This is a genomic window from Luteibacter sp. UNCMF331Sha3.1 (assembly GCF_900109915.1).
In the GTDB taxonomy this organism is placed as follows: Bacteria; Pseudomonadota; Gammaproteobacteria; order Xanthomonadales; family Rhodanobacteraceae; genus Luteibacter.
Genome location: NZ_FOBU01000001.1, coordinates 767,921 through 788,968, shown reverse-complemented (window position 1 = coordinate 788,968; position 21,048 = coordinate 767,921). Strand labels below are relative to the sequence as shown.

At 65.2% G+C, this 21,048-nt stretch carries 18 protein-coding genes; 8 read left to right on the top strand and 10 right to left on the bottom strand.

Translation table 11 applies throughout. From position 1 onward, the window contains the following. Position 1 precedes the first annotated feature (1 nt). Genes BMX32_RS03480 through BMX32_RS03465 form a run of 4 tightly spaced genes read right to left on the bottom strand, consistent with a single transcriptional unit; the run spans position 2 to position 5,221 of the window. Positions 2–739: an SDR family oxidoreductase gene (locus tag BMX32_RS03480; RefSeq protein WP_089974470.1), complete on the bottom strand. Its 738-nt coding sequence runs from the start codon at positions 737–739 to the stop codon at positions 2–4. Between the two features lie 11 nt (positions 740–750). Beyond that, positions 751–2,484, bottom strand: coding sequence for a hypothetical protein (locus BMX32_RS03475; RefSeq protein WP_089974468.1), 1,734 nt, complete (start codon positions 2,482–2,484; stop codon positions 751–753). Then, positions 2,481–3,785: an FAD-binding oxidoreductase gene (locus BMX32_RS03470; protein ID WP_089974467.1), complete on the bottom strand. Its 1,305-nt coding sequence runs from the start codon at positions 3,783–3,785 to the stop codon at positions 2,481–2,483. The genes BMX32_RS03475 and BMX32_RS03470 overlap by 4 nt, the downstream gene beginning before the upstream one ends. Further along, positions 3,785–5,221: a UbiA family prenyltransferase gene (locus tag BMX32_RS03465; protein ID WP_170843604.1), complete on the bottom strand. Its 1,437-nt coding sequence runs from the start codon at positions 5,219–5,221 to the stop codon at positions 3,785–3,787. The genes BMX32_RS03470 and BMX32_RS03465 overlap by 1 nt, the downstream gene beginning before the upstream one ends. 299 nt (positions 5,222–5,520) lie before the next feature. Here BMX32_RS03465 and BMX32_RS03460 point away from each other — a divergent pair, with 299 nt between their 5' ends. Next, a complete protein-coding gene (locus tag BMX32_RS03460; RefSeq protein ID WP_089974465.1) occupies positions 5,521–8,013 on the top strand; it encodes a hypothetical protein in 2,493 nt (830 codons plus the stop codon). On the opposite strand, the gene BMX32_RS03455 is transcribed toward BMX32_RS03460, so the two are convergent. Continuing rightward, complete coding sequence (locus tag BMX32_RS03455; protein ID WP_089974464.1) at positions 8,007–9,038, bottom strand: glycosyltransferase family 2 protein; 1,032 nt, start codon at positions 9,036–9,038, stop codon at positions 8,007–8,009. The two genes, BMX32_RS03460 and BMX32_RS03455, sit on opposite strands and share 7 nt — an antisense overlap. Positions 9,039–9,186: 148 nt before the next feature. Between BMX32_RS03455 and BMX32_RS03450 the strand changes: the two genes are divergently transcribed. Continuing rightward, entirely contained in the window at positions 9,187–9,804 is a 618-nt protein-coding gene (locus BMX32_RS03450; RefSeq protein ID WP_089974463.1) for a class I SAM-dependent methyltransferase, read from the top strand. Beyond that, on the top strand, positions 9,791–10,714 hold the full coding sequence (locus BMX32_RS03445; RefSeq protein ID WP_139206660.1) for a hypothetical protein: 924 nt from the start codon (positions 9,791–9,793) through the stop codon (positions 10,712–10,714). Before BMX32_RS03450 ends, BMX32_RS03445 begins: the two co-directional genes overlap by 14 nt. 48 nt (positions 10,715–10,762) lie before the next feature. Here the strand turns inward: BMX32_RS03445 and BMX32_RS03440 are convergent, their stop codons facing one another. Beyond that, complete coding sequence (locus BMX32_RS03440) at positions 10,763–11,704, bottom strand: electron transfer flavoprotein subunit alpha/FixB family protein (protein WP_029213665.1); 942 nt, start codon at positions 11,702–11,704, stop codon at positions 10,763–10,765. Positions 11,705–11,726: 22 nt separating this feature from the next. Continuing rightward, positions 11,727–12,473, bottom strand: coding sequence for an electron transfer flavoprotein subunit beta/FixA family protein (locus BMX32_RS03435; protein WP_029213664.1), 747 nt, complete (start codon positions 12,471–12,473; stop codon positions 11,727–11,729). Between the two features lie 155 nt (positions 12,474–12,628). Here BMX32_RS03435 and BMX32_RS03430 point away from each other — a divergent pair, with 155 nt between their 5' ends. The 3 genes from BMX32_RS03430 (at position 12,629) to BMX32_RS03420 (ending at position 15,670) form a co-directional block, all read left to right on the top strand. Then, positions 12,629–13,639, top strand: coding sequence for a glycosyltransferase family 2 protein (locus BMX32_RS03430; RefSeq protein WP_089974459.1), 1,011 nt, complete (start codon positions 12,629–12,631; stop codon positions 13,637–13,639). Positions 13,640–13,733: 94 nt separating this feature from the next. Next, the gene (locus BMX32_RS03425; protein ID WP_089974458.1) at positions 13,734–14,738 is read left to right on the top strand and encodes a glycosyltransferase family 2 protein; all 1,005 of its coding nucleotides are present in this window, start codon (positions 13,734–13,736) and stop codon (positions 14,736–14,738) included. After that, positions 14,738–15,670 carry a glycosyltransferase family 2 protein gene (locus tag BMX32_RS03420; RefSeq protein WP_170843549.1) on the top strand — a complete coding sequence of 311 codons (933 nt, stop codon included), beginning with the start codon at positions 14,738–14,740 and terminating at the stop codon, positions 15,668–15,670. Before BMX32_RS03425 ends, BMX32_RS03420 begins: the two co-directional genes overlap by 1 nt. 3 nt (positions 15,671–15,673) lie before the next feature. Here BMX32_RS03420 and BMX32_RS03415 read toward each other — a convergent pair whose 3' ends face one another. Further along, entirely contained in the window at positions 15,674–17,281 is a 1,608-nt protein-coding gene (locus tag BMX32_RS03415; RefSeq protein WP_089974455.1) for an electron transfer flavoprotein-ubiquinone oxidoreductase, read from the bottom strand. A gap of 168 nt (positions 17,282–17,449) precedes the next feature. On the opposite strand from BMX32_RS03415, the gene BMX32_RS03410 reads away from it, so the two are divergent. Continuing rightward, complete coding sequence (locus BMX32_RS03410; protein ID WP_029213454.1) at positions 17,450–18,850, top strand: amidase; 1,401 nt, start codon at positions 17,450–17,452, stop codon at positions 18,848–18,850. A gap of 17 nt (positions 18,851–18,867) precedes the next feature. Further along, positions 18,868–19,434, top strand: a complete 567-nt coding sequence (locus tag BMX32_RS03405) for an alpha-ketoglutarate-dependent dioxygenase AlkB family protein (RefSeq protein ID WP_170843603.1) — start codon at positions 18,868–18,870, stop codon at positions 19,432–19,434. A gap of 72 nt (positions 19,435–19,506) precedes the next feature. Here BMX32_RS03405 and BMX32_RS03400 read toward each other — a convergent pair whose 3' ends face one another. After that, positions 19,507–20,112, bottom strand: coding sequence for an ABC-type transport auxiliary lipoprotein family protein (locus tag BMX32_RS03400; RefSeq protein ID WP_089974454.1), 606 nt, complete (start codon positions 20,110–20,112; stop codon positions 19,507–19,509). Then, entirely contained in the window at positions 20,109–21,047 is a 939-nt protein-coding gene (locus BMX32_RS03395) for an MlaD family protein (protein WP_089974453.1), read from the bottom strand. The genes BMX32_RS03400 and BMX32_RS03395 overlap by 4 nt, the downstream gene beginning before the upstream one ends. Between the last annotated feature and the right edge of the window lies 1 nt (position 21,048).

Here is a 21,048-nt window from a genome sequence, read left to right as displayed (position 1 = left end):
GTCAGAGGCTGAGGCGCTTGAAGAGGAATTCGGGGATGCAGCGGATGATGGTCATGACGCCGAACCAGAACCACGGCAGGTAGGCGACCGGGCGGCCCTTGTCGACGGCATGCACGATGCCCTCGGCGATCACTTCGGGCTTGGCCCAAAGCGCACCCTTTTTGAAATCGCGGGTCATCGGCGTGTCGACGAAGCCCGGCTTGATGGTCACCACGTCGACACCGTGCTTCGCCATGCGCTGGCGCAGGCCGCTCAGGAAGGTGCTGACTGCGGCCTTGGCCGAGCCGTAAAGGTAATTGCTTGCGCGGCCGCGATCACCTGCAACCGACGAAATCACGGCGATGGTGCCCCGGCCGGCCGTCTGCATGCGATTTGCGATCAGGGTCAGCAACGCGATCGTCGACGTGCCATTGACGGCGAATTCCGCCAGGGCGGTGTCCACCGACGACTCGCAGGCGGCCTGGTCGGGAAGTGTGCCGTGGGCGACCAGTACCACGTCGACATCGCCAAGCGCGCGCCATGCCTCGTCGATCACCGCGGCGTGTGCGGAGAAGTCACCGACATCCAGTGCCGCGTGTGTCACTTCCGGTGCGCCGCGTACGAGGAGATCGTCGGCGATGGCATCGAGCTTCGGGCGGTTGCGGGCGACCAGATGCAGCCGGGCGCCACGTTCGGCGTAGAGGCGTGCCGTCGCCTCGGCGATGGCCGAGGTCGCGCCAATGATGAGGACTCGCTGCATTGATTACTCCGTTAAACGAATGGTGCGCTGGTGGGCAACTGGCATATGCGAAGAGACGTGGCCGGCAGGCCGGATTCCCGGCCCTGGGCATGGCGCACGTAACCGCTGAAGGGCTCGCCCTGGGCCGCGTCATCGCGCCTGCGGGCCCCTCGCGGCGCCACGAGGACCCATCCCACGATTGTATCGCGACCGTCCACGACCAGAGCGGGTTGCCCAGCCGATTGGCTGAATGCCTGCCTGAGGTGTCCGTCGATCCGCTGGTCGCCCTCGTCGGATAGGGGGCGCGACGTTTCGATGCCGCCCTGGCAGACGGGCTGGGCCAACTTCGACCCCAGCCAGCCGGACGCCGAAGCGAATACCGGGCGACCGAAAGGCGGCAAGCCAGCCGCTCTCGCCCGGGTGGCAGTGTCAAGAGCGATATCCGTCGCTTCTCGCGGATAGACCGCGGAGATCGCCTCGGGATCGTTCGTTCCCGTTGCCAGGGCAAGGCCCGCCAGTTCGCGGTTCCACGTGATGCTCGCCTGGCTGCGGGCGGCCCGGAGCTGCCAGGGGAGCATGGCCAGAAGCACCGCACAGATCAGGGCGGGTACCCTTGCGCGCGATAGGCCGGCTGCGAGGCCAGGACTGGCCGCGACGACGAGCGCGAGCCAGGCAAGCATGGCGAGGCTGCTGTACCGGCTTACGAGCGCACCGGCAAGACCATATTGGATCGGCAGCCGTCCGAGCGCGGTCCCGAGCGCGCTCGCCACCACATAGGAAACAACGGCGAGCATCGCGATGCGTAGTGGGCGCGAACGGCGCTCGCGCCAAGCGGCCGGCACAAGCCAGCACGCACCGACCAGCAGAACGGCTCCGGAGACCTCTGCACTGGGGATGGCAGGTGGCGCGGCGCCCAGCGCGAAGTAAAGCGGGCTGCCCAGGTACCGCAATACGAAATGGAGCACCTCGAACGGGCGATCCTGCAGTACCAAGAGCATCGGTACATGCGTTTGTCCGCCGCGAAACGCCCTCAGGAAGAGAGCGATCGTCGCTATCGTGATCAGGCCTGTCCCAAACAGCCAGCGACGGCCCAGACCGATGCAGGCACCGAGGAACAACAGAAGTGGAAAGACGAGAATCCCGTTCGCCATGGCGCCGATGGCAAGAAACGCGCAGGCGGTTCCCATCGCCGGCAAGTTGCCCGCGCGCTTCGCGGAAGCACCAGAAGCGGCAAGCTGGAATGCGAACAGGGGCAGCGCTTCCGCCAGGAAGAACTGGGTCTGGAAGGCCCAGGTGAAGTTCTCCCGCTGCGACCAGAAGAACGCCATGCCGACGATGAGAGCGACGATCGCATGCCGGGTCGGGGGCGATCCTTCCGTGGTCAGTGTCAGTGCCGCACGGCACAAGGAGAAGGCGACGCCGCCCGCAAGCGCGACATTGGCCACGAGAGGAAGGATGCCCATGCCGCCGAACCACGCAATGTCCGGGTAGAACAATAGCCTCGCCAGGATCAGCCGATGCTCGTTGTGCGCCTCGAACAGGGCAGACCATCCCTCGCTGCTTGCGCGAAGAAAGAACCCGACGTACCCATCCCACATGTCCCAGTAAGGAACGGGCGAGTACGCGCGTACGATGCCGACGATGGAGAGCAGCACCATCAGGGTCGACAGGCCGATGCATGTCGTCGCCAGACGTCGCGCCAGGCTCGGCGCGATACGAGATTCGACGGCGGCGAGCGGAGCGCGGCCGGCCTCGGCTGGCGTCACTCCGAAACCCGCCGCCAGAAGCTCGACGAGATGCCGGGATCGACGAACGCCACGAAGGCTTCGTGTGCCGGGAAGTACGCGCGAAAATGTGCACCGGACATCCGTGCGTCCTTCGCCGGATACACCGCGCCGCTCTTGTCTGCGACGATCGCGTCGAGGCGATCGAGGAGCGCGAAGGTCTCGGGGCCGCCATTCGGAAAATCGAGCGCGAGCGTCGTGCCGGTCCGCGGAAACGACAGCATGCCGGGCGACGGCGTGTCGCCGAACTCCTTGAGCACAGCAAGAAAGGAGCCACCGCCCGCGTCCGCAATGGTCTTCACGAGCTCCCGCATGGCGGTTTCGGCCGCGGCGGGCGGCACCACGCACTGGTACTGCAGGAAGCCTCGCGGTCCGTACATGCGGTTCCAGTTGGCGATGCCGTCCAGCGGATAGAAGAAGGGCTGGTAGTGCATCGTGGTGTGCACTACGCGCTTGCGCTGACGGTGGTAATAGAGCTGGTTGAAAGCGCGCAGGCTCAGCGAATTGATCAGGCTCACCGGCGGCGTCACGGGCATGGACAGCGTGCGTGCCGGCGGCATCGGGCGCCGGTCGGGACGCGACGGCGCATGGTTGGCTCGGCTGAACAGGCCGCGGCCAAGCCCCTTGCCGCGCGCGGCGCAGTCGATCCACGACACGGTGTATTCGTAGTCCGTGTCGGAAGTGCGGGACAACTCGAAGAAGCCGGCGAGGTTTTCGAAACGATGGCTCTCCGCGGACAACCACGGCCCCGCGATGCGGCGCAGCTGGATCGTCGCCCATGTGATCACGCCCGTGAGTCCCAGGCCGCCGACGGTCGCCGCGAACCAGTCGGCGTTCTCCATGGGGGAGCAGATGCGCCGCGAACCGTCCGTGCGGAGCAGCTCGAAGGCGAGTACGTGGTGTCCGAACGTGCCCGCGCGATGGTGGTTCTTGCCGTGCACGTCGTTGCCGATGGCGCCGCCGACGGTGACGAAACGCGTGCCCGGCGTCACCGGCAGGAACCAGCCCTGCGGAACCACCAGGTCGAGGATGTCGGAAAAAAGGACGCCGGCCTCGCACGTAAGCACGCCGGTGGCGGGGTCGAACGCGATGAAGTGATCCAGGCCGCGCGCGGCAAGTAATACACCGCCATCATTCAGGCAGCTGTCGCCGTAACTGCGCGCGTTCCCCAGCGGAAGTACGGGCTTCTCGCTGGACGGAAGCGGTGCATGGCGATCGCTCAGGGCCACCACCGTCTCGGTCGTGACGGGATAACGACCCCACGAGCGGCCTACGTGAGCCATCAGATGGCCGCCGCGACGATGACGGCGGCGATCACGCCGAGGATCTGGCTCGTGCGATCCATGACGGCGAACACGACCGGGTCGTCATGCATCACGCCGCGATGCGCGATGGCCCACGTGCGGCTGATCCAGTAGAGCAGAAGCGGGCAGAGCATCCACAGATAATGCGGGTGCTCGTAAAGCGACATGCTCGCCGTGCTGTCGACGTAGAGCGCGAGCACGAGCACCGCCAGGTAGCCGCTCGACGCACCCAGCGACTGGATGAGGGGGATGTCCTCCACGTCGTAACCGCGACCGCTGGCCTTCACTTTTCCACTCTTCTGCAATGTAAGCAGTTCCGTGAAGCGCTTCACCATCGCGAGGCTGAGGAAGATGAACATCGAAAAGGCGAGCAGCCAGAACGACGGCTTGGTATGCAGCGCGGCCGTGCCAGCGAGGATACGCGTCGTATAGAGGGTGGCGAGCACCACGACGTCGAGCATCATTACGCGTTTGAGCCGAATCGAGTAGGCCGAGGTGAGCACGTAATACGCAAGCAGGACGCCTATGAACGACCTCGACACGAACATGGCGAGGCCGAAACCAGCGACGAGCAGTATCACGGCGAGCACGGGGCCGGCGATCAGCGGCAACGTTCCCGCCGCGAACGGGCGATTACGCTTACGGTGATGTTGTCTATCCGCCGGAAGATCCAGCAGGTCGTTCGTGATGTAGACGCTTGATGCGCATAGTCCGAAGCAGAAGAAAGCGAGCAGTGACGGAATCAGCGAATCGACTTCGAGCAAGCGGTGCGACGCGAGTAGGGGAAGGAATACGAGGACGTTCTTAATCCACTGGTGGATTCGGAGCGCTTTGGCCCACGTACGTGATCCGCCGCTGCGAACCTCGAAACGTTTTTCCACTGTCGCCACTTTCGCCGCTGCCGACGACAGGCTGTGGCCGTTTTCAACGACGAGCGCGGCGTGGGCGTGCTTCCAGACGGCGAGATCGACGGGCGCATTGCCGATGTAATCGAACGCCTTGTCGCCGAACCGCTCAATCAGCACCCTTGCCTTTCTGGTGCCGGAAAGATTGATGTCGCCGTTGCTGGCGATGACGTCGTCGAAGACCGCCGCATGATCCGCGACCGGCCGCGCCAGCGTTATGTCCGATGCCGTGCATAGCACCACCTGGCGCTGCGTTCGCTGCTCGCTGAGCCAATCGATCAACTCGGCGTTGTAGGGCAAGGTGGACGGATCCACGACGACCCTTCGCGCGATTTCCCGCTTGAGGTGCGCTTTGCCACGCAGTAGCCACGCCAGCATCGAGAAAATCGCAAGCGGCCGTTGGGCGAGCAAGGCCAGGGCCGATTCGATGAGCAGATCGGAGCGGATCAGCGTTCCGTCCAGATCGACGCAAAGCGGGATGCCCGATTTCGCCGAGTTGTCCGTTGTCATGCCCACCATCGGTATTCCCCAATCAAAAAAAGCCGCCGAAGCCGCAGTGCACAAAAATACGAATGGTACCCGCATCCCTGTATCTTGCTAAGATCGGGTCGCCAGCCACCAATGACGTGTTTTTCAAGCGGGGGACTGGCGCGAACGGTTCGGCACGGCCCAGGCCGCCGCGATCTCTGCGGGCCTGTTATCCGGAGCAAATGATCGCCGCAGACTATAGCGAGGCGGCCTTACGCAGTCGAGTCGGGAGCGGCGAATTGCGGCCATTACCTGTCGTAGCACGTAGCCAAGGGGTCTTGATGGACCATCGAGTACCGCTCACGCCGCGCGAGCTAGCCTGGGCTTTCGGTGCGTTTCTGTTGATTGCTCTGATCGCACTCGGTGCGAATCCGTTCCGTGACCAGACCGTAGGGCCATTCGATCTGTTGCTCTCCCAGCCGGGTTGGGGAAACCAGGTCAGCTTCGCGGATGTACGTCACGCCGAGCGCTCCGACGTGCTGGACTATTACTTGCCCAGATGGATTCAGGCCCGTCAGCAGCTGCGTGCTGGGCACTTGCCCTTGTGGAACCCCCTGCCGGCCGGTGGCGAGCCCGGCATACTGAACCTGGCATCCGGCGAATTGACGCCTGCATTTCTGATCTTCGCGGCGTCGCCCAGCGCTGCACTGGGGCTGCTCGCTGCCATCCTGTTCAATCTTTCTTTCGGGGCGACGGGCGTATATGCCTTCGTGCGCAGGCATGGTGGCATGCTTGCGAGCCTCTTCGCAGGACTGACGGTCATGCTTTGCGGCTTCAACGCAGCATGGCTTTATTGGCCGCACCTAAGCACGGCCATCTGGATCGGCTGGTTGCTATGGGGCGTCGATCGCGCTTTCAGGGATGGCACCCGCCACGCCGTTCCTGGCGTGGCACTTCCACTTTCCGGATTGCTGATCGGCGGCTTTCCGTTCGTCTCGTTTCTCGGCATCGGTGCTGCGCTCCTTTATGTCCTCTGCGGGACCCTGATCGATCGTCTCTGGTGCCGTCGTGCCGGTTTCGCTCGGTGCTCTCTCGGTCTCTTAGCTGCAATCGGCCTCTCCTTTCCGGGATTGCTGGGATTCGCGGAGTGGCTCAGGGATTTCGAGCTCGGCGGCCGGGTCACGGGAACGGAGCTGTCGTACTCGGACATCGCGCAATTGCTGCCTCACACCGCTCGGCAGGTCAGGGCTGTCGAGTCGGGTATGTATGTCGGCATCGTCGCGCCGACTCTTGCACTGCTCGTCATCGTCATCGCCGCGGTAGCGGTCATACGTCGGCGCTGGCCCTCGGTCCTCACGGTCTTCTCCCTCGCACTCCTGGCGGTATCGGCTGTCCTCGTTTTCGGATTGGTACCCCGTGGGCTGCTCGCCTGGATTCCCGGCCTGGCGAACAACAGGTGGAATCGCGCTGCGTGCCTGCTCGACCTCTCAATCGCGCTGGCTGCAGCGGCATGCATTCTGTACCTCCAGGCGCGGGTTCGGAAAGCGCTGGTAGTCCCGTTTGTACTTGCTCTCACACTTGTGCAAGCCATCGATCTTGCAAGTTACTTCAGGCTGCTGAATGGCCCGATGCCGACAGCGGCGTTCTATCCCAGAGTCCCGCTCATAGACAGGATCGCAGCGACCAGTGGGCCCTTCCAGTCGACCGTCGCCGACGACTCGTTCCTCGTATCCGGTTCCCTAGGGGTATATGGCATTGCAGAGTGGTTCGGTCACGGCTTCAGGACCGAGGGACTCAAGGCCCTGCTTCAGGAGGCCGCGAGTGGCAGCTTGACCACTGCTACGGCGAGCCGCGTTGCCGGGAGCGGCTTTCATTTCGCATCACCCGTGTTCTCGGCACTGGGCGTTCGCTATGCCGTGGGCGGTGAATGCCTGGTGTCCTCGTCGACGGGTCTCCCGCCTGATGCCGCGCGCGTGGCCCGGGTGGCCTTGCCTCCCATGCCTGCAAACACGCTTGTCCAGACATCGGTGATAGCTCGTCCGGCGCTCGTGGAAGGCGTGAGTTTCAATCTGGCCACGTACGGACGAGCGATGCAGCATGGAGTGCTGAGGGTCGTTTTAACGAAACCCGGTCTCGACGCTCCCCTTGCAGCGTGGAACGTGGCTGCCGCGGACATCGTCGATAATCAGGTGCGTACTTTTTCGCTGCCTGCACCGCTCGCGCTCGATGCCGGCAACTACCTCCTGACACTCAAATACCTGGGCGCGGAAGCAGACGACAAACTGACGGTATGGAGTTTTCCGGGCCAATGGAGTGGCTGTAGCGCGGGCATTGCTGGCGGACCGGCCGAGGGGTGCATGGACTTCGGCTTTCGCGTGCGGCGAACCGACCTCGGAACCTTCCAGCCGGTTGCCAGTGATGCGGGGATCGTGTTGTTGGAGAACAACGATGTGCCCGCTGGCCCCTACTTTCTGGGCTCGCTAACCGATCTTCCGCACGCATCGAGTGGTGCTCCCATCGCGCTCGATCCGACTGGTCCGCTCGGCTTTTCGTTGCACTATTCCGGATCATCCAGCGGATTCGTCGTCGTTCCGATGAGCATGCGTTCGGGGTGGCACGTAACGTCCGGTGGAAAGCCGGTTCGCCCTCAGCGGTACCTCGGCGTCATGCCGGCCATCCCTGTGGATGGCCCTGCTGACATCGCGTTCCGATACCGGCCGCTCGCGGTTCTGATTGGCGTTCCGATCGCTCTGCTTTCGGCACTTTCGTTGGTATTCGCGGCATGGATCGCGCGCAAGCGTACACGCCCGCCGAAGCCCGTTGTTCGCTACTGATCACCCCTGCTTGCTTCACTTGCAGCATGGTTCGTTTCTTCCATGTGGCGCACGCGCAGAAGAACATCCTCGAGAAGCTTGCGATTGACCGAGATGAGGTCCGCGATGAGGCCCATCATTGTCAGTAGCATGGAAAGGATAAGGCAAAGCGCTGCGAGAACGACTGACTGAACATGCCCCTCGCCTTCGCCGGAAAGGTAGAAGTAGACAAAGCGGAGGCCCGCCGCGAGGCCAACGAGTCCGATGAGGCCACCGGCGTACAGGAACGTCACCAAGGGGCGATAGGTCACGAAAACCCGGATGATCGTACCTAACGATCGTTGCACGTAGCTCCGAATGCTTTTCACCAAGCGGGATGGCCGCAGGTCCGGGTGCGTTCGGATCGGTACGCACGCCACCCTCAGGCCGCTGAGGCCGGCCTGGATGATCGTTTCGAGCGTGTAGGTGTATTGTCCGAAGACGTTCAGCCGCATGGCCGCTTCGCGGCTTATGGCCCTGAATCCGCTGGGAGCGTCGGCCACGTTCGTGTGACTCGCCACGCGGACCGCCCAGCTACCCAGTCGTTGAAGCTTTCGCTTGGTCCAGGAGAAATGCTCGGTCTGCTCGATCGGGCGAGAACCGATCACCAGATCGGCTTCGTGAGCCAGGATGGGCTGCGTCAATAGCGGTATGTCACGAGCATCGTATTGATTGTCGGCATCGGTATTCACGATCACGTCGGCGCCCAGTTTCAGCGATGCTTCGAGTCCAGTCATGAACGCGGCGGCAAGACCGCGGTTGGTTGGATGCCTGATCACGTGATCCACACCTGCTTCACGCGCGACACGCGCGGTGTGATCCGTAGAGCCGTCATCGACGATTAGCCATTCCACCGACTCAAAGCCGGGAACCTTGCGGGGTAGGGCAGATAGCGCAATATGCAGCGTGCTTGCCTCGTTCAGGCAAGGTATCTGGATGACCAGCTTTCGCACCGTCTGCGCGCCGCCAGGTTCCGCGACGCGAGGTTGAACCGATGCATCGATCATGTCCGTCTCCTGCTTCCGCCGTACCGCACGGCGCGCTGATTTTCCCTGGCTTACGCGGCGGGCGACCTTCCATGGAATATGTCAGAATTTCAACATTCGCGAGCCATGACGGTCTGTTCCACCGGTGCTTGTAGCTAGGAAGATATTGATGAACGAGCCTGTTGTACAGCCTGCCGGGAATTACTTCGATAAGTACGGCACGCGAAATCCCATCGCGCGCTACCTCATGAAGGGCTTTCTCGACACATTCGATGCCCTCGCGGCGGCTTCACGCGTTGATCGGGCGCTGGAGATCGGCTGCGGCGAAGGTGAGCTCTCCATTCGCCTGGCCCGCAAGGGCTGGAAGGCCGAGGGCTGCGATATCGCTCCCAATGTCGTGGCCGAGGCAACGCGCCGGGCCCGGCGCGCGGCGCTGGATATTCGCTTTAGTACATGTCGAATCCAGGATGCGTTGGGATGTTTCGAGCCAGCCAATTTTGTCGTTTGCTGCGAGGTTCTCGAGCATCTCGAATATCCTAGGGAAGGCTTGCGCGTGCTTGAAGCATTGAGCACCGAATACGTGCTGGTAAGCGTGCCACGCGAGCCGATCTGGCGACTGCTCAACATGGTGCGATTGAAGTACCTTCCGAATCTGGGCAACACGCCCGGGCATATCCAACACTGGTCACGCCGTCGCTTCGTGGAGATGCTGTCAGAACGATTCGACGTGGTCGACGTGCGCTCACCGTTGCCGTGGACTATGGTGCTTTGTCGTGTCCGGCGTTAAGAAAAAACTGCGTCTTGCCGGATCCGTTCTAAGCATCGCCTGTCTCGCATGGATAGCGTGGCGCTTCTATTCCGAGGGTGTTCTTGAGCAGCTTTCGGCTAACGGTGCTTTTTACCGCGAACGCTGGAGCGTCGCTCGTGCCATGGCGACATATAGCCTTGCAGTGGGAGTTCTGGCATTCGCGTGGGCCACTCTACAGCGAGTTTTCGTGAGTCACGCGCGAATGGGTCCGACGGTTTCAACGTATCTGGTCACGCAGGCGTACAAGTACGTTCCGGGAGGCATACTTCAATACGTAGGGCGCCACGTCGCCTTGCGCAAGCAAGGCTTGACGCACGCATCGCTCGCCTTGTGTGCGTTTGCCGAGGTCGCGTGCCTCACGGCTGTCGCTTCGGCGGCCAGTGCTTCGTTCGCGGCTCGATTCGGCATTCTCCTGCCACCGGTCGCCATCTATGCCTCGATCCTTTCTTTCGTGTGCCTTGCGGTTATAACGCTTGGCGTCATGCGTTTACGGGTGAATTGGGTCAGGCAGCGCCTGCCGACGTTCCACGCAGGCTGGCTGGTGATGGCACTCGGACTTTACGTGGTCTTCTTTCTACTCATGGGGTTGACGCTTCTGGCGGTGGCGCCTTCGGAGCAGGCTACGCGGACGCCCTTCGCCACATGGACTGCCGTGGCCGCGGCGAGCTGGATGGCGGGTTTCGTTGTCATTGGTGCGCCTGCAGGGCTGGGCGTCCGGGAAGCAGTCTTCGTGACGCTTCTTTCAGGTATGGCATCACAGCCCGCCATCCTGCTCACAGCGATGTGTTTTCGCCTCGCCACTTTCGGTGGCGACGTCACGGCATATGTTGCTGGAATGCTTTGGGCCGCTTTCACGAGGCGTGACGGCGGCGCTGCTGCGGATCCATAAAAAACGCGCCGGTCAAGGCGCGTTCTTCACTACGGATGCGTGGAATACTCAGCCGATGGCCGATTCCAGTTCCGGCAGGATCTTGAACAGATCGCCCACCAGGCCGATGTCTGCGATCTCGAAGATCGGCGCCTCGCCGTCCTTGTTGATCGCGACGATCGTGCCGGCGTCCTTGATGCCGGTCAGGTGCTGGATGGCGCCCGAGATGCCGATGGCGATGTACAGCTCCGGCGCGATGATCTTGCCGGTCTGGCCGACCTGCATCTCGTTCGGCACGTAGCCGGCATCCACGGCGGCGCGCGATGCGCCGACGGCGGCGCCGATCTTGTCCGCGAACTTGTAGATGACGTCGAAGTTCTCCTTCGAGCCCACGCCGCGGCCGCCGGAGACGACCTTCGGCGCGCCCTGCAGGTCCGGACGGTCGCTCTTGCCCTGCTGCAGGCCGACGAAGCGGGTGTGCGAGGGAAGGGCGGCGTCGACGGTCAGCGCCTCGACCGGCGCGGCGCCGTTCGACCCCGCGGCCGGCCACGAAGCGGTGCGGATGGTGGCGACGACGGTGGACGCGGCGTCCACCTCGACGGTGACGATGGCGTTGCCAGCGTAGATCGGACGCTTGAAGCTGTGCGGGCCTTCCACGGTCATGACATCGCTGACCTGCGACACGCCAAGCAGGGCGGCGACGCGCGGTGCGACGTCCTTGCCGAACGTGGTCGACGGCGCGAACACGTGCGAATAACCGGCGGCGGCCTTCGCGATCTGCGGGGCGAGCACCGCGGCCAGTGCATGGGCGTTCTCGGCGCGGGCGATGGTCAGCACCTTGCCTACGCCATCGATCTTCGCGGCCTCGGCGGCCACGGCGTCCGGCGCATCGGACAGGACGATGACGTCGATGGATTCCGGCTTGACGGCGGCGGCGGCGCTCACGGCGCGCGCGGTAGCACCATTGAGCTTGCCGTCGAGGTGTTCGGCGATAACGAGGATCTTGGACATGTCGATTCTCCGGTCGGCTGCTTTACAGCAGGCCCTTCTGCTTGAGGGCCGCGACGAGTTCGGCGGCGTCCTTCACCATGACGCCCTTGCTGCGCTTCGGTGGGGCGGCGTAGTGCGTGGTCTTGATGTGGTCGGCGGCGTCGACGCCCAGCGAGGCCAGCTCGATCACGTCGATCGGCTTGGACTTGGCCTTCATGATGTCCGGCAGCTTGATGAAGCGCGGCTCGTTGAGGCGCAGATCGGTCGTGACGACGGCCGGAAGGTCGGCTTCGATCGTTTCCAGGCCGGCGTCGACTTCACGGGTGACCGTGGCCTTGCCGTCGGCGATCTCGACCTTGCTGGCGAACGTGGCCTGCGGACGATCCCAGAGGGCGGCAAGCATCTGGCCGGTCTGGTTGGCATCGTCGTCGATGGCCTGCTTGCCGAGAATCACGAGGCCCGGCTGCTCCTTCTCCACCAGCTTGAGGAACGTGCGGGCGGCGGTCAGCGGCGAGACGGTGTCGGCGGTCTGCACGTGGATGGCGCGGTTGGCGCCCATGGCCAGGCCGTTACGCAGGTGCGCCGTGAGGTCGGCCGGGCCGATGCCCACCACGATGACTTCCTCGGCCACGCCCTTCTCGCGCAGGCGCAGGGCCTCCTCGAGGGCGATGTCGTCGAAGGGATTGGCGGAGAGCTTGACGCCGTCGGTGACGACGCCCGTGCCATCGGGCTTCACCTGGATGCGGACGTTGTAGTCCACGACGCGCTTGTAGCCGACCAGAATCTTCATCTGCGGTTCCTTGGAATGGGAGCCCATTCGGAGAGAGGGCACATAAGCCCCTGATTGTAACCGGGACGGCCGGATTTTGGACTGGGGCCCCGACAGATTCGGGGTCCGGCTTCTTTGCGATAATCGCCATGATATCCATGGAATCAGAAACCTGAATGAATGTCGGCTCGCCCAGACCCCGTGGGGCTCGCTCCGGTGCGAGCGTTGTCCTGTGCACCTATAACGGCGCTCGTTTCCTCGCGGAGCAGCTGGAAAGCCTGCTGGCGCAGTCGCGTCTTCCCGCGCAGATCGTGATCGCCGACGACGCGTCGTCGGACGAGACGCCGGCGATGGTCGAATCCTTCGCCGAGAGGGCCCGGGCCGAGGGCATCGAGGTGGTGCTACGGCTGCGGCAGGCGAATCTGGGGTACATCGCGAATTTCTCGGATGCACTGAGACTGGCGACGGCCGAGGTGGTGTTTCTCTGCGATCAGGACGACGTGTGGCACCCCGACAAACTTCGGGACGTACTGGCACGATTCGACGACGACCCGGAGCTTTCCCTCGCGTTCACCGATGCGAGGCTCGTCGACGGTGACGGCCGGAGCCTGGAGCATTCGCTTTTCACAGCGATCGAACTGCGGCCAGCGCAGTGGGCCGCGATCGACGCGGGTGCGGCGTTCCCCGTCCTGCTGGAGCGCGCCGTCGTCACCGGTGCGACGGCGGCGTGTCGACGATGGGTCGTCGATAAGGCTTTGCCTGTCCCGGCGGGGTGGATACACGACGAATGGCTCGCGACGGTCGCCGCCATGTTCGGGCACATCGCCGCCATCCATATGCCGCTGATCGATTATCGCCAGCATGGTGGAAATCAGATCGGCATCGCCCGGCGAACCTTCCGCGCGCGTTTCGGCGATCTCTTTCGGCCGCGAAATGCCTTGCTGGGGCGGGCCGTCGAGCGCATGGCGGGACTCGCCGATCGTTTTGGCTCGGACCCGGCGGCCCCCGCTGCCTTCCGGGACCTGTTGGCGAGGCGCCTCGCACATTATCGGGAGCGCGTGACCATCGGCACCCGTCCGCGTCCCGGGCGATGGCCGCTGATCTATGCCGAGTGGCGCCGGGGCGCCTATGCGCGCTACGGGAACGGGCTTTCGTCGGTCGTGCGCGACATATTGAGAAAAGACTGAGCATCCGCGCGGCAGGGCGACGTCACGGGCCGGTCGGAACGCTGAGCGGTAATCTGAGACAATCGTCTATTGCCCGCGAGGACGCGCATTTCCGATGACCCAGCCAGCTGCCGCCAGGGCGACCGCCCCGACCGTGAGCACCGTCGTGTGCACGTACAACGGCGCCACGTGGGTCGGAGAGCAGCTGCAGACCCTCCTGACCCAGAGCCGCATCCCCGACGAGATCGTCATCGGTGACGACGCGTCGACGGATGAGACCTGGCACGTCGTCGAGGCCTTCGCGGCGCAAGCGCGCGCACGCGGCATCGCGCTGAAACTGACGCGGCGCACCGAGCGCCTCGGGTACGTCGCGAACTTCTCGCGGGCCTTGTCGGAAGCGACTGGAGATATCGTGTTCCTTTGCGATCAGGACGACGCCTGGCACCCGGACAAGATCGCGACCATGGTCGCTCGTTTTGCCGCCGATCCTCGCCTGACGTTCGTCCATTCCGACGCCCGGCTGGTCGACGCGGCAGGGCGCGACCTTGGGCACGGGCTGTTCGAGGCCCTGGAACTCAGTCCTCACGAGCGCGAAGGCGTCCGTTCCGGCGACGCCTTCCTCGTCTACCTTCGCCGCAACCTTGCGACCGGCGCGGCGTCCGCGTTTCGCCGTTCGCTGCTCGAGGTCGCCCTGCCGCTGCCGCACGACTGGGTACACGACGCCTGGCTTGCCACGCTCGCCGCCGCCGTCGGCCGCATCGACATCATCGACGACGCGTTGGTCGACTACCGTCAACATGGCGCCAACCAGATCGGCATGGCCCGCCGTACCTCGAAGCAGCGCGTCACGGACATGTTCCGTCCTCGCAACGACACGATCCGTGCGGACGCGGCACGTCTCGACGCGCTGGTCGATCGCCTCGAAGGGCGCTGCGCCGACGATGCGTGCATCGAAGCGACGCGGGCGATGCGCGACCACCTGCAGGCACGGCTCGCGATCGGCGGTCGGCCGGTGTGGGGGCGTGTCGCGCCGGTCATGCGTGAATGGACGAGCGGCCGTTACGCCCTGTTCGGCACCGGCGCGCGCTCGGCGATCCGCGATCTGCTGAGGATCGGCTGATGAGCACGTCACGCCGCCATGTGGCGATCCTGCTCGCCACCTACAACGGCGCGCGCCACCTCGCCGAGCAGCTCGATTCGATCATCGCGCAGACTCATGCCGACTGGACGATCCACGCCTCCGACGATGGGTCGACCGACGAGACGCTGGCAATCCTGCTGACCTACCGTGAACGCCTCGGCGCCGAACGGCTCGTGCTGTGGCAGGGGCCGCGCGCCGGGTATTCGCGCAACTTCATGTCGATGCTGCACCGGGACGGCATCGACGGCGATTTCGTCGCGTTCAGCGATCAGGACGATGTCTGGGATGCCGACAAGCTGGCGAAAGCGCTCGACGCCATCGGCGGCGTGTCCGACGACGCCGCCGCGCTGTACTGCGGCCGGTCGCGATTGATCGACGAAAGCGGCACGCCCTACGGCTTCTCGCCGCTGTTCGCGCTGACGCCGTCTTTTGCGAATGCGCTGGTGCAGAGCCTTGCCGGCGGCAACACGATGCTGTTGAACCGGCAGGCACGCGTCTTGATGTGCCGCGCGGCGGAAGACGCTCGCGTCGTATCGCACGACTGGTGGGCGTACCTCGTGGTGTCGGCCGCCGAAGGCCGCATCGTCTACGACCGCGAGCCCACCATCGGGTATCGCCAGCACGCGGAAAACGTCATCGGTTCCAACGCCGGATTCGGCGCGCGCCTGCGGCGCATGGCGGACATGGTGGGCGGTCGCCATCGCGAATGGAACGATGCCAACATCGCGTTGCTCGCCGCGATGACGGACGACTTCAGCGCCGCGAATCGCGTGCGCTTCGAGCGCTTCGTTCGTGGCCGCGACAGCTGGCTGCTGCCGCGTCTCGTCGCCTTCGCGAGTGCCGGACTCTATCGACAGACGGCAGTGGGCAACGCGGGTCTGATGCTCGCCGCGTTGCTCGGTCGCCTCTGAGCCTCAGAGGTTCTGGTAGTTCGGCCCCGACCCACCCTCGGGCGTCACCCAGGTGATGATCTGGTACGGATCCTTGATGTCGCACGTCTTGCAGTGCACGCAGTTCGCCGCGTTGATCTGGAGCCGACGACCGCCTTCGTCCTGCACCATCTCGTAGACGCCCGCCGGGCAGAACCGTTCGCACGGGTTGCCGTATTCGGTGGTGCAGCGGTCGATGCAGATGCTCGTATCGGCGACCTTCAGGTGCACTGGCTGGTCTTCGTCGTGCTCGGTCGCGGCGAAGTACACGCTGGCGAGGCGGTCGCGTGGGGCGAGCGTGCGCTCCACGTAGTCTTTCTTCGGCGCTTCGTACTGGCCGAGCTTGTCCAGCGACGACCAGTCGGCGTGGTTCTTCAGCGTCCACGGCGAACGGCCGCCCGTGACGGTTTCCCACGCGGCGTTGATCAGGCCGCGCCACAGGCCCTTGTTGAAGCCGGGGCGGATGTTGCGCACCTTGTGCAGTTCGGTCATGACGGCGGAGCCACGCAGCTTCGCGTCCCAGCCCGCCGGCGACAGGCCGGTCGCCATGAGGTGTTCCGCCGCGAGCATGCCGGATGCGATCGCCTGGTGCGTGCCCTTGATCTTCGGCACGTTGACGAGTCCGGCGGAGTCGCCGATCAGGATCGCGCCGGGCATCTCCACCTTCGGCAGCGATTGCGCCCCGCCTTCGATGATCGCGCGCGCGCCTGCGGAGACGATCGTGCCGCCTTCGAGCAGGCCCTTCACGTTCGGGTGGTGCTTGAACTGCTGGAACGCCTCGAACGGCGAGAACGCCGGATCCGGGTAATCGAGCCCGACCACGAAACCGATCGCCACGCGATCGTTGTCGAGGTGGTACATGAAGCTGCCGCCGTACGTGTCGTTCGCCAGTGGCCAGCCCAGCGTGTGCACGACCTTTCCCGTCTCTCCCTTGCCGGGCGCGAGCTGCCAGAGTTCCTTGATGCCGATGCCGTACGTCTGCGGATCGCTGTTGGCGTCGAGGTCGAACTTCTTGATCAGCGACTTGCTGATGTGACCACGGCAGCCTTCGGCCAGCACGGTGACCTTCGCGCGGATGTCGATGCCTTCGGTGTAACCGGGTTTGTGCGTGCCGTCGCGCGCGATGCCCATGTCCCCGATGCGAACGCCATTCACCGCGCCGCTCTCGTCGAACAGCGCCTCGGCGGCGGCATAGCCGGGGAAGACGTCGACGCCGAGCGCCTCCGCCTGCGGTGCCAGCCACGCGCACAGCGCACCCAGGCTGACCACCACGTTCCCGTGGTTGTGCATCTGCGGCGGCGCCATCGGGCTCTTGATCGCCGACTGGCTGTCGCGGAAGAACCAGAACTCGTCCTTCGTCACCGGCACACAGACCGGCGGCGGCGTCTTGCGCCACTCGGGCAACAGGCGATCGAGCGGTGCCGTCTCGATCACGGCGCCCGAGAGGATCTGCGCGCCGATCGTCGAGGCTTTCTCGATGACGCAGACAGTGGTCTCCGGGTTGAGCTGCTTCGCACGGATCGCGAACGCCAGACCGGACGGGCCGGCCCCGACGACGACGAGGTCGTATTCCATGGTTTCGCGTTCGCTCATGGCTGGCTCACTCAACGGCTGGCTGCGGTATCAACCCGGCATTGTCCGTTTTCGCCGTGACGGCGGCAAATCGGCGTTTCAAACGGCTTGCTGCGCTGCGGGCATGGAAGGGGGTTGCGCGATCTTCACGAACCGCGTTCATAATCGAGGCAAGCGCAAGGAGAGTTCATGAATACGATGCCGCCGGTCGCCGATGTCGACATGCGACGCGCCACACTTCTGCAGATCCTGCATTGGCTGGCCATCGGACGGGTCCAGCCCCAGGCCCTGTCCGACGTTTACCAGGACGCCATCGAGCGTCTCAATCCCCGTATCAACGCGTTCGTCGATTACAGCGTCTCGCTGATCCAGGAGCAGGCGCTGGCTGCGGACCGGCGCCGCCGGGACGGCGTCATCGGCCGGCTCGACGGCTTGCCGATCGCCATCAAGGACAACTTCGACGTCGCGGGCGTGGCGACGCGCGCCGGCATGCGTCGGCGGAGCGTCGTGCCCGACGAAGACGCCCACGTCATCGCACGGTTGCGCGCATCGGGCGCGGTGCTGCTCGGCAAGACGAACATGGACGAGGGCGCCCTTGGCCTTGCCACGAATAATCCGTTCCATGGTGCGACGCACAACCCGCACCGCCTCGGTTACACCGCGGGCGGGTCGTCCGGCGGCGCGGCGGCCGCGGTCGCGGCCGGTCTGGCCGTCGCGGCGATCGGGTCCGACACGCTCGGATCGATCCGCGTACCCGCGAGCTACTGCGGTGTCTATGCGCTGAAGCCCACCCACGGCGAGATCTCCGCGCGCGGGCTGGTGCCGGCGGCACGTCGCCTCGATGCCGTGGGCCTGCTGGCGCGCGGCGTCGACGATCTCACGGTATTGCTGCAGACGCTGGCGGGTTACGACGCCGACGATGCCCGCTCGCGCCGCCGTCGCGTGGCCTTTTCGCCGCCGGACTGGGAGCCGGGCAACCTTCGTGCCGGATTCCTTCCGGATCTCGCGGCGGTGGGCGTGGAAGCCGACGTCATCGCCGTGTTCGACGAGGCCCTGTCGAAGCTCGGGGGCGAACTCGGCGAGCGCCGCACCGTCGACTTTTCCGACTGGGATTTCGCACGCACGCGCCGCGCGGGCCTGCTCATCATGGAGGCGGAAATGCTCAACACTTTCGCTGACGAACTCGCCGACGAGGCGTATCCCGTTTCGGCGGAGTTCCGGCGGATGGTGGACTTCGCGGCGAAGAAGTCCGCGGCGGATTACGTGCGGGCCGATCTGGTGATCGACGCCGCCACGCTCAAGATGCGCCGTCTGTTCGCGCAGGTCGACGTACTGGTGATGCCCACGACGTCGCAGGGTGCGTTCCCGCTCGATGGCCCCGTGCCGTCGTCGCAGGCGGACCTGTGCAGCTTCGCCAGCCTCGCCGGCTGTCCTGCCGTCAGCATTCCGATGGGGACGCTGCCCAACGGCATGCCCATCGGCATGCAACTCGTCGGCGCCCGCGGGTCCGACCTTCGCCTGCTCGAACTCGCGGCCGTCTGCGCATCGTCGCTGGACGCCGAACCGGCGTACCCGGTGGAGCCGGTCTGACGTCGCGCGCGACGCGGATCGATCTGGCCGGCGCGGATGTCACGTTCGCGCCGGCATGGCTCGAAGCGTCGGAAGGCGATCGTCTGCTTGCGCATCTCCTCGCCTCGCTGCCCTGGGAGGTGCACCGCATCCGCATGTTCGGCCGCGTGGTGGATTCCCCGCGGCTGAGCGCGTGGATGGGCGACGAGGGTGCCGTGTATCGCTATTCGGGCACGCGCTTCGTGCCGCATCCCTGGATCCCGGAACTGCTCGCGCTGCGCGATCGTGTGGCCGCGGCATGCGGTGTGCCGTTCAACAGCGTGCTGGCGAATCTCTACCGCGACGGCGCGGATCGCATGGGCTGGCACAGCGACGACGAGCCGGAGCTCGGCGCGCAGCCTGTCATCGCGTCGGTGAGTCTCGGCGCGGAGCGGACCTTCCGGTTTCGCGCGAAGGCGGGTGGCGAACCGACGGCGATCGCGTTGACGCACGGCAGCCTGCTGACGATGGCAGGCGATACGCAGCGGCTCTACAAGCATGAGTTGCCGCCGCGGAAGCGTGTGAGCGATCCGCGCATCAACCTGACATTTCGTCACATCGCGTGAGCGGCGGGAGCCAGCCTGCTGGCGATGGGTGCTTGCGGCGAGCACCCTTCGCCAGCAGGCTGGCTCCCACCCTCACCGCGCCGGCGCCGACTGCATCGTCCAGCCCACCACCTCGCCCGACAGCCGGTTCATCGCGCGGCCGAAGGCCTCGACGACCTGCGGCACGTCCTTCCCTTCCACCGGCTCGGAGATCTCGAAGCGGCGGCTGGCGACGATCTGGTGCCTGCGCGTGCCGGAGAGTGTCGCGTCGTAGCGGATCACCACGGTCGGTTTCGCATCGACGTACTCCGTCTGGAACGCGGCGAGGTTGCCGCCCAGTTCGTAGTCGGCGGCGAGGTTCGCGTCGTCCGTGCTGATGGCGGACACGCGTCCGCTGTCACGGAAGGCGTCCGCGAGCCGGTCGCGGAACAGGTTGGGCACGCTGTCGGCCCAGCGCGCCGCGGCATACACGGTGATCGTGTTGCCGCCGGGCATCACGGCGATGCGCGAGTTGTCGAGCGCGCGCGGTGCGCTCGGCGCGGTGATGCGCAGCGCCCAGTTCGCCTGCGCCGGTGCGGCCGGGCGCCCGCCGGGAGCGGCGGGCAGCGTATAGATGTGCGGGCTCTCCGCCTTCGGCAGGATCGAGCATGCCGACAGCAGCGCGAGGATCAGCGGTGCGGCGAAGCGGGCGCGGCTCATGGGGTGAACTCCTTGGTCTTCTCCCGGCCGAACAGATAACCACTGGGGTTCTCGTCCAGCCGGCGGGTGATGGAACGTAGCGATCCCAGCGTGTCGCGCAGTTCGCGCAGGGCGGGGCCCAGGTCGCCGAGGCTGGCGGCGCCGCCGTTGAGTGCGTCGGCGTTGTCGTTGAGCAGGCGGTCGATCGACGCCATGGAGTGCTCCAGCGAGCCCATCGCGCGCTGAGCGCTTTCCAGCGTCGCCTTGCCCTGGCCCTCGACGAGCCCGTTCGCGTTGCGCATCAGCGCGCGGCTCTCTGCCAGTGTGTCGTTGGCCTGCTGGGTGGCGGTGCCCAGCTGCTTGATGAGCGAGCGGATGTCCTCGCGTTCGTCGGCGATGACGCTGGTGGTCTTCTCCAGATGGTCGAGCGTCATGCCGATGCGCTGCACGTTCTCTTTCGACAGCAACTCGCTGGCGCGCGCCGCGGCCTGCGTGATGTTGGTGATGAGGTCTTCGCCATTGGAAAGAAGCCGCGCGAACGGCGAGGGATCGGCGACGATGATCGGCACTTCGCCGTCGTGACCCACCAGCAGCGGGCTGCCCGGCGAGCCGCCGGACAGCTGGACGATCGCCACGCCGGTCACGCCGGTGAGGGCGAGCTTGGCGTGCGTGTCCTTGCGCAACGGCGTGTCGCCTTCCACGCGGATCCGCGCCAGCACGCGGCGGGGATCTTCCGGGTCGAGCTTCAGCTGCATCACGTCGCCGAGCCGGATGCCGTTGTACTGCACGGCACCGCCGCGCGACAGGCCCGTGACGGCTTCGTTGAACACGATGTCGTAATAGTTCCACTCCTGGTCGGAATGGGCCTTGGCCAGCCAGACCCCGAAGCCGAGGCCGAAGAGCACGACAAGGACGGTGAACAGACCGATCAAAACGTGGTGGGCGCGCGTTTCCATG

Excerpts from the sequence above, each read along its gene's own strand:
- BMX32_RS03480 (WP_089974470.1), bottom strand. The coding sequence starts at position 739 with ATGCAGCGAGTCCTCATCATTGGCGCGACCTCGGCCATCGCCGAGGCG.
- BMX32_RS03470 (WP_089974467.1), bottom strand. The coding sequence starts at position 3,785 with ATGGCTCACGTAGGCCGCTCGTGGGGTCGTTATCCCGTCACGACCGAG.
- BMX32_RS03465 (WP_170843604.1), bottom strand. The coding sequence starts at position 5,221 with ATGACAACGGACAACTCGGCGAAATCGGGCATCCCGCTTTGCGTCGAT.
- BMX32_RS03460 (WP_089974465.1), top strand. The coding sequence starts at position 5,521 with ATGGACCATCGAGTACCGCTCACGCCGCGCGAGCTAGCCTGGGCTTTC.
- BMX32_RS03455 (WP_089974464.1), bottom strand. The coding sequence starts at position 9,038 with ATGATCGATGCATCGGTTCAACCTCGCGTCGCGGAACCTGGCGGCGCG.
- BMX32_RS03450 (WP_089974463.1), top strand. The coding sequence starts at position 9,187 with ATGAACGAGCCTGTTGTACAGCCTGCCGGGAATTACTTCGATAAGTAC.
- BMX32_RS03440 (WP_029213665.1), bottom strand. The coding sequence starts at position 11,704 with ATGTCCAAGATCCTCGTTATCGCCGAACACCTCGACGGCAAGCTCAAT.
- BMX32_RS03435 (WP_029213664.1), bottom strand. The coding sequence starts at position 12,473 with ATGAAGATTCTGGTCGGCTACAAGCGCGTCGTGGACTACAACGTCCGC.
- BMX32_RS03430 (WP_089974459.1), top strand. The coding sequence starts at position 12,629 with ATGAATGTCGGCTCGCCCAGACCCCGTGGGGCTCGCTCCGGTGCGAGC.
- BMX32_RS03425 (WP_089974458.1), top strand. The coding sequence starts at position 13,734 with ATGACCCAGCCAGCTGCCGCCAGGGCGACCGCCCCGACCGTGAGCACC.
- BMX32_RS03420 (WP_170843549.1), top strand. The coding sequence starts at position 14,738 with ATGAGCACGTCACGCCGCCATGTGGCGATCCTGCTCGCCACCTACAAC.
- BMX32_RS03415 (WP_089974455.1), bottom strand. The coding sequence starts at position 17,281 with ATGAGCGAACGCGAAACCATGGAATACGACCTCGTCGTCGTCGGGGCC.
- BMX32_RS03410 (WP_029213454.1), top strand. The coding sequence starts at position 17,450 with ATGAATACGATGCCGCCGGTCGCCGATGTCGACATGCGACGCGCCACA.
- BMX32_RS03400 (WP_089974454.1), bottom strand. The coding sequence starts at position 20,112 with ATGAGCCGCGCCCGCTTCGCCGCACCGCTGATCCTCGCGCTGCTGTCG.
- BMX32_RS03395 (WP_089974453.1), bottom strand. The coding sequence starts at position 21,047 with ATGGAAACGCGCGCCCACCACGTTTTGATCGGTCTGTTCACCGTCCTT.